11 protein-coding genes and 1 pseudogene are annotated in these 9,976 nt (G+C 55.4%); 9 read left to right on the top strand and 3 right to left on the bottom strand.

What is annotated here, in order from left to right:
• A pseudogene (locus GE027_RS21870) lies at nucleotides 1–226 on the top strand (hypothetical protein); the annotation flags it as partial.
• Between the two features lie 8 nt (nucleotides 227–234).
• Here the strand turns inward: GE027_RS21870 and GE027_RS22895 are convergent.
• Nucleotides 235–405 carry a hypothetical protein gene (locus tag GE027_RS22895; protein ID WP_162006875.1) on the bottom strand — a complete coding sequence of 57 codons (171 nt, stop codon included), beginning with the start codon at nucleotides 403–405 and terminating at the stop codon, nucleotides 235–237.
• On the opposite strand from GE027_RS22895, the gene pseB reads away from it, so the two are divergent.
• From pseB to pseG, 4 genes are all read left to right on the top strand, one after another.
• Nucleotides 395–1,435, top strand: coding sequence for a UDP-N-acetylglucosamine 4,6-dehydratase (inverting) (pseB, locus tag GE027_RS21865; protein ID WP_153559360.1), 1,041 nt, complete (start codon nucleotides 395–397; stop codon nucleotides 1,433–1,435). The genes GE027_RS22895 and pseB overlap by 11 nt on opposite strands.
• Nucleotides 1,432–2,646 (top strand): UDP-4-amino-4,6-dideoxy-N-acetyl-beta-L-altrosamine transaminase, encoded by a 1,215-nt coding sequence (pseC, locus tag GE027_RS21860; protein WP_202617502.1) that lies wholly within the window; start codon nucleotides 1,432–1,434, stop codon nucleotides 2,644–2,646. The genes pseB and pseC overlap by 4 nt, the downstream gene beginning before the upstream one ends.
• A gap of 86 nt (nucleotides 2,647–2,732) precedes the next feature.
• On the top strand, nucleotides 2,733–3,449 hold the full coding sequence (gene pseF, locus GE027_RS21855; RefSeq protein WP_153559359.1) for a pseudaminic acid cytidylyltransferase: 717 nt from the start codon (nucleotides 2,733–2,735) through the stop codon (nucleotides 3,447–3,449).
• Complete coding sequence (gene pseG, locus GE027_RS21850) at nucleotides 3,449–4,975, top strand: UDP-2,4-diacetamido-2,4,6-trideoxy-beta-L-altropyranose hydrolase (RefSeq protein ID WP_153559358.1); 1,527 nt, start codon at nucleotides 3,449–3,451, stop codon at nucleotides 4,973–4,975. Before pseF ends, pseG begins: the two co-directional genes overlap by 1 nt.
• A gap of 152 nt (nucleotides 4,976–5,127) precedes the next feature.
• Here the strand turns inward: pseG and GE027_RS23625 are convergent, their stop codons facing one another.
• Entirely contained in the window at nucleotides 5,128–5,250 is a 123-nt protein-coding gene (locus tag GE027_RS23625) for a hypothetical protein (RefSeq protein WP_261344075.1), read from the bottom strand.
• A 21-nt stretch (nucleotides 5,251–5,271) separates the two neighbouring features.
• On the opposite strand from GE027_RS23625, the gene GE027_RS23200 reads away from it, so the two are divergent.
• The 4 genes from GE027_RS23200 to GE027_RS21830 all read left to right on the top strand — a co-directional run bounded on the left by GE027_RS23200 (nucleotide 5,272) and on the right by GE027_RS21830 (nucleotide 9,027).
• Nucleotides 5,272–5,655 (top strand): hypothetical protein, encoded by a 384-nt coding sequence (locus GE027_RS23200; protein WP_202617501.1) that lies wholly within the window; start codon nucleotides 5,272–5,274, stop codon nucleotides 5,653–5,655.
• Nucleotides 5,656–5,673: 18 nt separating this feature from the next.
• A complete protein-coding gene (locus tag GE027_RS21840; protein WP_153559356.1) occupies nucleotides 5,674–6,360 on the top strand; it encodes a PIG-L deacetylase family protein in 687 nt (228 codons plus the stop codon).
• Nucleotides 6,361–6,365: 5 nt separating this feature from the next.
• Entirely contained in the window at nucleotides 6,366–7,412 is a 1,047-nt protein-coding gene (pseI, locus tag GE027_RS21835) for a pseudaminic acid synthase (protein WP_153559355.1), read from the top strand.
• A gap of 127 nt (nucleotides 7,413–7,539) precedes the next feature.
• On the top strand, nucleotides 7,540–9,027 hold the full coding sequence (locus tag GE027_RS21830; RefSeq protein WP_153559354.1) for a lipopolysaccharide biosynthesis protein: 1,488 nt from the start codon (nucleotides 7,540–7,542) through the stop codon (nucleotides 9,025–9,027).
• A 32-nt stretch (nucleotides 9,028–9,059) separates the two neighbouring features.
• Here GE027_RS21830 and GE027_RS23195 read toward each other — a convergent pair whose 3' ends face one another.
• Nucleotides 9,060–9,878 (bottom strand): hypothetical protein, encoded by an 819-nt coding sequence (locus GE027_RS23195; RefSeq protein ID WP_202617500.1) that lies wholly within the window; start codon nucleotides 9,876–9,878, stop codon nucleotides 9,060–9,062.
• Between the last annotated feature and the right edge of the window lie 98 nt (nucleotides 9,879–9,976).

Genomic DNA, 9,976 nt, shown 5'->3' with positions numbered 1-9,976 from the left:
TAGTGCTCTAAACGGCGCATCCGAAAAGGCGATTCAACGAAGCATTGATGCCCTGCACGGAGAAATGACGGTGATTGTAATCGCCCACCGCTTGGCAACCATCAAGAACGCAGGCTACATCTATGTACCCGAAGGCGGCGAGGCAATCGAGCACGGAGAATACGACAAACGGCACAGCAACACGGACTCGCAATTCCGCCGCATGGTCGAACTCCAAAGCCTCTAAGCGCCGGCTCATCCCCACAGCCCACTCACCGCCACGACCGGGAAGCGACTGGTCCAGAGCGGATCACCCACGCCCTGACGCCATGTTTCCACAACAATGTGATGCCCTGCCTTCTGCAGCATCAACACAACTGCATCCAGCAGGCTTTGAAGAACACAGGACTTATCGATGCTTTCCAAAAAATCAGTACTAATCACCGGCGGAACAGGATCGCTCGGCAAAGAACTTACGAAGACCATTTTCGAGAAATGGCCGGACGTGCGTCGCGTTGTCATCTTTTCACGTGACGAACAGAAGCAGTTTCAAATGGCTCAGGAGTATCCGCCAGGCACATTCCCGGCAATACGCTTCTTTGTTGGAGACGTAAGGGACCAAGCGAGGCTACAAAGAGCACTGTCGGGTATCGATTACGTGATACACGCTGCCGCGATGAAACACGTCCATATCGCAGAGTACAACCCCGACGAGTGTGTGAAGACGAATGTAGGAGGCGCCGAAAACGTTATTGAAGCGGTCCTTCAGAGCAACGTCACTAGAGTTGTCGCGTTGTCGACCGACAAGGCGTGCGCGCCAATCAATCTCTATGGTGCGACCAAGCTAACGTCCGACAAGCTCTTCATTGCGGCGAACAACATTCGCGGCAAGCAGGACGTCCGTTTTTCGGTCGTGCGGTATGGCAACGTAATGGGCTCCAATGGTTCCGTAATCCCCTTCTTCCTAAACAAGAAAAGCACCGGCGTTTTGCCGATCACTGACCCGGCAATGACGCGTTTCAACATCTCGCTCCGCGACGGCGTCGCGATGGTCCTCCATGCTCTGGAGCACGCCTGGGGAGGCGAATTGTTTGTGCCAAAGATCCCGTCCTACCGGATCACCGACCTTGCACAAGCCATCGGGCCTGAATGCGAGCACAAGGTCATCGGGATTCGGCCTGGTGAGAAGGTCCATGAGGAAATGATCACCAAGTCGGATTCGTTCACGACGTATGACCTCGGCAAGTACTTCGCAATCCTTCCACAGACTCCGGCCTGGGATCGCGACGATTTCATCAAGCACTTCGCAGCCAAGAGAGTCCCTCAAGGCTTCTGCTACAACTCGGGGAGCAATTCCGACTTTCTTACGGTTGAGCAAATCCGGCAAGAAATCTGCGAGAATGTCGCGCCCGACTTCTCGTCCTTGTCCGATCCACAGCCAATTCCACAGTCATGAACATGATCCCCTACGGTCGCCAATCTATTAGCCCAGCCGACATTGATGCGGTCAGCGAATGCCTTTGGTCAGGCTGGCTGACGACCGGGCCGGCGGTGCAGGAGTTTGAAGAGGCGTTTGCGCGACGCGTAGGCGCGAAACACGCCGTCGCCGTCTGCAACGCCACGGCCGCATTGCACCTGGCGATGCTGGCCGCCGAAATCGGTCCGGGCGATCGCGTCATCACAAGCCCGAACACGTTCCTGTCGTCGGCGAACTGCGCTGCCTTCGTCGGCGCTACACCCGATTTCGCCGATATCGATCCGGTCAGCTACACGCTGTGCCCCAAGAGCCTGGAAGCGAGTTGGCAGGATGATGTCAAGGCCGTCGTCGCCGTCGACTACGCGGGGCAAACCGCCGACATGCCGGCGATCGCCGACGTCGTCCGTCGGCGTGGTGCCGTTGTCATCGAAGACGCCTGCCACGCCACGGGAGGTCGCTTTGAGCATAATGGGAAAACCTACTCAGTGGGTGGTCATCCTTGGGCGGATATGACGGTATTCAGTTTCCACCCGGTCAAGACTATGACCACCGGCGAAGGCGGCATGCTGGTCACCGACAACGACGTGTATGCGAACCGAGCACGTTCGCTGCGCAGCCATGGCATGACTCGCGACCCGCAGTCCTTTTCAGGACTTGGCGACGATGGCCCGGAAGAACGAGGCCCTTGGTACTACGAAATGCACGACCTGGGCTTCAACTACCGGATCACCGACCTACAGTGCGCAATAGGCCTGAGCCAATTGACGCGACTCGACGAGTTTACCGAGAAGCGACGTCGCCTGGTCAAGCAATACAATGACGGCCTCGCCGACGTCCCCGCGATCGAGACACCGCGACTGCGCAATTCCAACGATGCGGACCTGACGTCCTGGCATCTGTACACGGTCCAGATTGACTTTGAGTCGCTCGGCGTTTCGCGAACCGAGTTAATGCGGTCCTTAGCAGATGCGGGCATTGGCTCCCAGGTCCTTTACATCCCGGTGCATCTGCAGCCATGGTACCGTCGCCAGTACGGGTACACGACAGGGAAGTGCCCTGCTGCGGAAGCCCTGTACACTCGCTCGCTCAGCCTGCCGCTGTTCCCCGAATTGGCCGAGTCAGAACAGGACCACATCATCGACACAACGTTGCAGTTATGCACGCCCCCACGAACAGCCGCACATCGGTGACAGAAAGTACTGACGTGCGAGCTTTCGAAGAAAACATCACAACGCTTCATTCATTCGCCTGTCTCGAGCCATCCTGGAATAAGTGAATGATCCTAGCCGTCATCCCCGCACGCGGCGGCAGCAAACGCATTCCTGGGAAAAACACGAAGGCGTTTTGTGGTAAGCCAATCCTTCAGTATTCGATTGACGCCGCGCTGGAAGCGGGCGTGTTCGACGAAGTGATTGTCTCCACGGACTGCGAAGCGATCGCTGAGACTGCCCGCAGGCTCGGCGCAACGACGCCCTTCCTTCGCCCCGCCGAGCTATCCGATGATTTCACGCCAACAATTCCGGTGATTCGTCATGCCATCCAGCAAGTCCAGACCAAGCGCGGCCGCGTCCGGTACGCCTGCTGCATTTACGCTACAGCACCGTTCGTTCGTGCTGACGATCTCCGCGCCGGCCTGCGTCTCTTGAAAGAAGATGCTCAGCGTCAGTTTGCGTTTCCTGTCACGACCTTTCCGTTTCCCATCCAGCGTGCATTAAAACTATCGAACGGTCGCGTTTCGATGATCCATCCCGAACTGGAAACGACCCGTTCACAAGACTTGCCAGAGGCGTGGCACGATGCAGGTCAGTTCTACTGGGGGACCGGCGATGCCTGGGAACGAGCCACGGGAATCTACTCCGCCCATTCCGCCGGGATCCCCATTCCAAGAACTCGAGTTCAAGACATCGACACTCCCGAGGACTGGCAGCGCGCTGAGCAGATGTTTCAGAGTGAACTGACTATCCGCAGCAATTACAAACTTGAACAGCGTTGATGCGCTATATTGTCGACCAACCCCAACCAGATAAGCAAATGAGGCAACCGGGGAATCTACTGATACGCGCAGACGCCTCTGCGGACATCGGCGCTGGGCACATCATGCGGATGATTGCCCTCGGTCAAGCCTGGAATCAACGAGGAGGTAATGCCATCATCGCCTCCCAAACGTGTCCTGACTGGCTAAGACGACGCCTCGACGAGGAATCGCTCGGCTTCGAGCTACTTGACGTCCAGAGAATAGGAAGCCTCCAAGACGCAGCGAAAACGGGAATACTGGCCAGAGCTTTGCATTGCGTGTGGCTGGTATTAGATGGCTATCGTTTCGATCTCGCGTATCAGCGCTCGTTACGCGCCGCAGTCGATGCGCCAATTCTGTTAGTTGACGACTATTGCCACGAGAGTGAATTCTCGGCGGATGCGATCCTAAATCAGAATCTCTACGCAACCGAGCTTCACTATTCTTCCGAGATACCGAACTGCGATATGTTTCTCGGACCATCTTTCGTGCTTCTTAGAGAAGAATTTAAAAACGCTACCAAGCGATCCTTAGACCAAAGAGCACCGCCCCGGAGGTTGCTCGTTACGCTAGGTGCTGGCGACCCGAATAACACCACAGAACTAATACTTAAGTCGTTAGAAATCGCAAGCGAAGACAATCTGGAAATCCGCGTAATCGCCGGCGGCTCAAACACAAATATTTCGTCGTTAAAAGACCAAGCGTTACGCTCAAAGCATCAAACATCCGTACTGACGAACGTAAGTGACATGCCAGCCCAGTTCAATTGGGCAGACTCCGTAATCAGCGCTGCAGGAAGCACCTGCTGGGAGTGGTTGCATCATGGACGACGTGGTGCTGTAGTCATTATTGCCGACAATCAGAAACTCGTTGCCAAGTCGCTTGCTGAACAAAACTTAGCAATAAACCTTGGAGACGCCCGCAGACTAGAACCTTCGACGATCGCCACGAAGCTTCGGGACCTACTGGCTGCCGGAGACGCCGCAGGAGAAAACGGCAAGCGGGTTATCGATGGACATGGCGCATCTCGCATCGCTGCTCACCTTGACGATGGACTGTGGCTGCGAGACGCCGACGCGCAGGACTGTGAGACTTATTATCTTTGGGCAAATGATCCTTCCGTAAGGAAGAATTCGCTTACCCCTGAACCGATCCTGTGGGAGAATCACGAACCCTGGTTCTCGAGAAAACTGGCCTCTTGTTCGTCGGAACTCTATGTTGCAATCAAGAAAGACCAACCCATCGGACAGGTTCGATTCGATCGCGATAACGACGGGTCATGGACGATCGATTACTCGATGGATCGCCACTGGCGCGGCAGGGGCATGGGCACGCAAGTGTTACGACTCGCCACCCGTCGCTTCTTCGACCGTCATGCCGCACCCGTCACCGCAGTCGTAAGAGTGGCGAATACGCCGTCACTTCGCTGCTTTGGACGCCTCGGTTTTCGCGAAATCGATTCGAAAGATCGTGAGCTTGTCAAATTTGCACTGGGCCCCAAATGAGATACTTAGTTGCTGGGCGAATGCCCTGGAACAAACGCCACTTTCAGACTTTGCTAGCTCACCAGGAAGGCGAGTGGCACTTCTGTAACACACGATCGGAACTGGAGGAACATTGGACGCAACCCTTCCGGTACATTTTCTTTCTACACTGGTCAGAACAGATACCGGACCACATCGTCGAAGAACAGCAGTGCGTTTGCTTTCACATGACGGATGTCCCATACGGACGTGGCGGCAGCCCATTGCAGAATCTGATCGCCAGAGGCCATCGACATACAGTGCTGAGCGCACTGAGGATGAGCGGTACGTTCGACGCAGGTCCGGTCTATCTAAAAAGCGATCTGTCTTTAGAAGGAAGCACTGCTGAAGAAGTCTACATCCGAGCTTCCGAACTATCGTGCAAATTGGCGGCGGAGATCGCCAAGAACGAACCGTCACCGCAGGCACAAGAAGGGGAGCTCGTCATCTTCAAGCGGCGAACTCCAAAAGCCAGCGAGATCCCACATGACGCCACCGACGAAAATGCCATTTTCGATCATATACGCATGCTTGATGCGACCGATTACCCACGTGCCTTTCTCGAGATCGGAAACCTTCGCATTGAGTTTTCTCGTGCAGCCTTATATAACGAAAAAGTCTGCAGTGATGCCACAATAACGATAATACGCCCATCAGTCTAATTCGACAGCGAGTTCCTCTTGTCACAAACAGTCCTAGTTGTCGCGGCGCATTCGGATGATGAAGCACTAGGTTGCGCTGGAACCCTTGCGCGTCACGCCGAACGTGGCGACAGAATCGGAGTAGTCTTTCTCACGAATGGAGTTTCATCTCGAGAGCACGCAAACCAAAAAGCGATCCGTGATCGCGAAGGTGCTATGCTCCGATCGCTTAAAGTCTTAGGAGTCTCCCATCACACGCGGCTTGATTTCCCAGACAACTCACTCGATTCGGTACCGCTCTTAAGCGTCACCAAAGCTCTGGAGACGGTTTGCAAAGAGGCTGGCCTCCCTGACATCGTTTACACTCACCACCCTTTTGACCTCAATGTTGATCATCAGGTGGCTCACCGCGCAGCATTGACCTGCTTTCGCCCTCAGCCACACTGCACCGGACGCCCGGCGAGAATCTTATCGTTTGAGGTATTGTCCAGCACCGGCTGGTTCGGTGGTTCTGACTCAACTGCCTTCTGCCCGAACTACTTTGTCGACATCTCGACAACCCTAGAACGCAAACTAAAAGCGCTGCAGGCATACGCGGAGGAAATGCATCCGTTCCCGCACGCCCGAAGCGTAATTGCCGCAGAGGCGCTTGCCAAATTCCGCGGCGCGACAATTGGTTCCACGGCTGCCGAAGCTTTTTCCGTAGAACGCATTATTGAGAAATGAATGGCATGAATCGACAGAACCTCATGACGCACAACCTCCAGACGGCTTCGAAGACATACATCATCGCCGAAGTTTCAGCCAACCACAACGGCAAGATCGATACGGCAAAAGAATGCTTGCGATCCATTCAATTGGCCGGTGCCGATGCGGTAAAGCTGCAAACGTACACTCCGGACACCATGACGCTGGACTGCGACTCGGATGTGTTTCGCGTAGGCGAAGGAACGCTTTGGGCGGGCCGCACGCTGCACGACCTCTATGCCGAAGCGCATACGCCGTGGGAATGGCACGGCGAACTGTTTGCCCTCGCCAAGGAACTCGGCATGGACTGCTTCTCGACTCCCTTCGACCGCACCGCCGTCGACTTCCTCGAGCAGTTTGATCCGCCGGCCTACAAGATCGCCTCGTTCGAGCTCGTCGACCTGCCGCTGATCCAGTACGTAGCCTCCAAAGGGCGTCCGATCATCATGTCGACCGGAATGGGCAGCCTTTCTGAAATTGCCGAAGCCGTGGCGGTGGTCAAGGCGGCGGACGTTCCGCTGACCCTGCTAAAATGCACCAGCGCCTACCCTTCGCCGCCCGAGTCGATGAACCTCCGCACCATCCCTCACCTTGCCGAAGCTTTTGGCGTTCCCACGGGCCTGTCCGACCATACGTTGGGTACCGCCGTTCCCGTCGCCGCCGTCGCGCTCGGCGCCTGCGTCATCGAAAAACACTTCACCCTGTCGCGGGAAACGCCCGGTCCCGACAGTGCGTTCTCCTTAGAACCGCACGAATTCAAAGAAATGGTCGACGCGGTGAGAGTGACCGAGAAGGCCCTAGGCAAAGTTAACTACGAACTGACCGACAAGGAGCAGGCGAGTAAGAGTTTTCGCAGGTCCTTGTTCGCCGTAGAAGACATCGAAGCAGGCGAGCGGCTAACAGAAAAGAATGTCCGTTCGATCCGCCCCGGCAGCGGTCTGCCGCCAAAGCACCTGCCAACGGTCGTCGGGCGGTGTGCCTCTCAGCGAGTTGCCCGAGGCACTCCGCTCGCGTGGACGCACGTTCGCTGAGTACCGAACACCAAAGTGCGGTGGCAAGACGCAGGGTCCCGTTACCTCTCACCCGTTCCCGTAGCCTCCAGCCACGACCCAAACGCCAACATATCCCGCAGTGCCGTGACTGCGATCCTTCTCACCTGTGAGTCAAAACCAAGCAAAACCGAAGTCGGGGGTCATTCGCGACACGTTCGCTTTCGGCCTACAAAGCGTTCTGCCGCAATTGCTCAGCTTCGCCCTTCTGCCACTCTTTACAAGCGTCCTTTCACCGGAAGATTATGCTGCGGTGAACTTGGCAACCGTATTCGGGATGCTCTTCTCCGGTGTCGTAGCTTTCCAAATACCTTCGATCATCGGGCGGCTTTATTTTGATTGCGACAAGAAGAACACAAGTGTATTCTTCAGCACCGTTTTTATCGTTGCCGCAGTGACGATCGTGACATCGCTCACGATCCTAACCACCGCAGGTGGTCACCTCGTTGCGATTATCTTCCCCTCCGCAAACCTGCCATTCTTTCCACTCTTCTTTCTTGCCTTAATCTCGCTCGGCATATCATCGCTTGCCTCGGTCTGCGTCTCGCTACTGCAAGTGCAAAAGCGAGCCACGCGACTATTGCGAATCAGTGTTGTCACCACGTGTGTGCATTTCGCAGCAAGCGTTCTTCTGGTTGTCGTCCTGCAATGGGGGCCCACCGGAGTCCTAACTGCCACGCTCATCAGCGGAAGCGTTAACCTGGCCCTACTGGCCTACACCGTATCTGATCACTTTGCCTGGGCTTTCGACGCGTCTTTCATCGCGCCCGGACTTCATTACTGCCTCCCCTTAATTCTTCACTACTACGGCGGATTCTTGTTCATCAGCTCAGACAAGATTGTGCTAGAGAAGTTTATTCCGTTAGCGGAGTTAGGCATTTATGTCGTCGCAGTCAGATTGGCATCCCCGATGAGCATCTTCGTCGAAGCCTTCAACCGATCAAATTCTCCCCGCTTTTTCGAGATGTCGAAGAAATCTCGCCGAGCGACCACTTATTTTTATCGAGACATCATCACTAAGTGGTTTGCGGTGATGATGGTTCTTTGGACGGGATTCAGTTTACTTGCGGGCGAGGCCGTGCAACTGCTTACTCCCGCATCCTACCACCCAGCCACGAGCCTCTTGCCAATCCTGGCAGGATCTTATGTGTTTCGAGGGCTCTACTGTTTTGCGGCAAACCCCCTATTTTTCGAAATGCGAACACGTTGGATACCGCTGATTACAGTATCAGCCGGATGCCTAAACATCGTTCTGAATATCCTATTAGTGCCGACTTTTGGAATGGCCGCTGCAGCCTGGACGACACTCGCGTCCTTTGCGACGACTTTTTTGGCAGCATTGCTCGTTGGACGCGTTTTTTACCCCATGAACTGGAGCGTCCGCAGCCTGGCAATCATTGCATTGCTCTCACTGTCTGTGTTCGCGGCGTTCTACTACGCTTCAATCGGATCAATGCCGGCCAGGATCGCAGCAAAACTCTGCGGCACTGCAATCCTCGCAGCGACACTTGGTATATGGCTCTTCCTTCCGAAAAACGCGCCAACAGGCCTCGCACACCTGAGCCCCAACTTCTTGCCAGCTCTTTTTAGACGATAAACATCGCTTTAGGAGTTAGTACCGCACTTAGATTACAAGGCTGGCCTGAATGGTGCGTTAAAATTAAGTCCATCCGGGTTTGTCGCGGGAAAGCCAAGGATGGTGGATTTTCGGAGGCACCCGCGGTGGTGCCCGAATGATTTGCCTGCGGTGCCTTCATCCATTACGTTGAAATTGCCGCGAGAAACGGAAGCAAGCTCTGCGGGGACGCGGGCACGGCTAGGGATGTCGCGGTCGGAGTGCGCCGAATGGTGTCTCTGGCTGGCGGCAAGCATTGCCCGTCGCCAGCATTTTTGATCCGGTAGTCCACACCCTTCGGACACCACCGATATGCCTAAGAAAATCCCGCAGTTGGGATGAACCCACGAGAATCCCGGATGGACCTTCGTTGGCCACTGCGTCGTACACGCCGTACGGGATCGCCATGCCGGAGTTTTGACCGCTGACTCCCGGGGAAGCACAGAATCCGCGAGTAGCAATCCTTTCGGCAATGGCCCTTGATCCCATATTAGTTCAGACCGAACCGTCTTCGACGGGCGATCCTGCCGTTTGCGATTCAACTTCTTCTTCAATTGCTTCGATGAGACCCGGTTGCGTGCAGCTAGCTTTCCTTCTACCGCCCCCTTTTTACGGATACGTCCTTCGGCTGGATCGTGAGGCAACCTCTCGATGTCGGCTCGCCCCTGCCGAATCGTATCGCAATCACCACCGAAGAGTTTGGTGAAGTATTCCACGCCCCCATGACCGAGCCTTTTTGCTTCGAGCGCCGCGTAACGCCGTCGGTCCTTCTCGGAAAGTGAGCGATAGAGAGCCTGCTTGCGAGCTTCAACAGCCGGACAATATGCGTTCATGGCAAGTAACCGTTCACGGCCCGGTGAGCTAAATTTGAAAACTGCTCTGGACTCAGAAGCACGATTTCGGGGCAAATGCTCCTATGAGCAAGCCCAAA

The organism is Roseimaritima sediminicola (genome assembly GCF_009618275.1).
Taxonomy (GTDB): Bacteria; Planctomycetota; Planctomycetia; order Pirellulales; family Pirellulaceae; genus Roseimaritima; species Roseimaritima sediminicola.
The sequence above is the reverse complement of the archived record's forward strand: the minus strand, read 5'-3'. Positions and strand labels throughout refer to the sequence as shown.

What these genes read in the sequence shown, in the direction of transcription:
- pseB (WP_153559360.1), top strand. Translation starts at nt 395, where the DNA reads ATGCTTTCCAAAAAATCAGTACTAATCACCGGCGGAACAGGATCGCTC.
- pseC (WP_202617502.1), top strand. Translation starts at nt 1,432, where the DNA reads ATGAACATGATCCCCTACGGTCGCCAATCTATTAGCCCAGCCGACATT.
- pseF (WP_153559359.1), top strand. Translation starts at nt 2,733, where the DNA reads ATGATCCTAGCCGTCATCCCCGCACGCGGCGGCAGCAAACGCATTCCT.
- pseG (WP_153559358.1), top strand. Translation starts at nt 3,449, where the DNA reads ATGCGCTATATTGTCGACCAACCCCAACCAGATAAGCAAATGAGGCAA.
- GE027_RS23625 (WP_261344075.1), bottom strand. Translation starts at nt 5,250, where the DNA reads ATGTCGATGGCCTCTGGCGATCAGATTCTGCAATGGGCTGCCGCCACG.
- GE027_RS23200 (WP_202617501.1), top strand. Translation starts at nt 5,272, where the DNA reads ATGAGCGGTACGTTCGACGCAGGTCCGGTCTATCTAAAAAGCGATCTG.
- pseI (WP_153559355.1), top strand. Translation starts at nt 6,366, where the DNA reads ATGAATCGACAGAACCTCATGACGCACAACCTCCAGACGGCTTCGAAG.
- GE027_RS23195 (WP_202617500.1), bottom strand. Translation starts at nt 9,878, where the DNA reads ATGAACGCATATTGTCCGGCTGTTGAAGCTCGCAAGCAGGCTCTCTAT.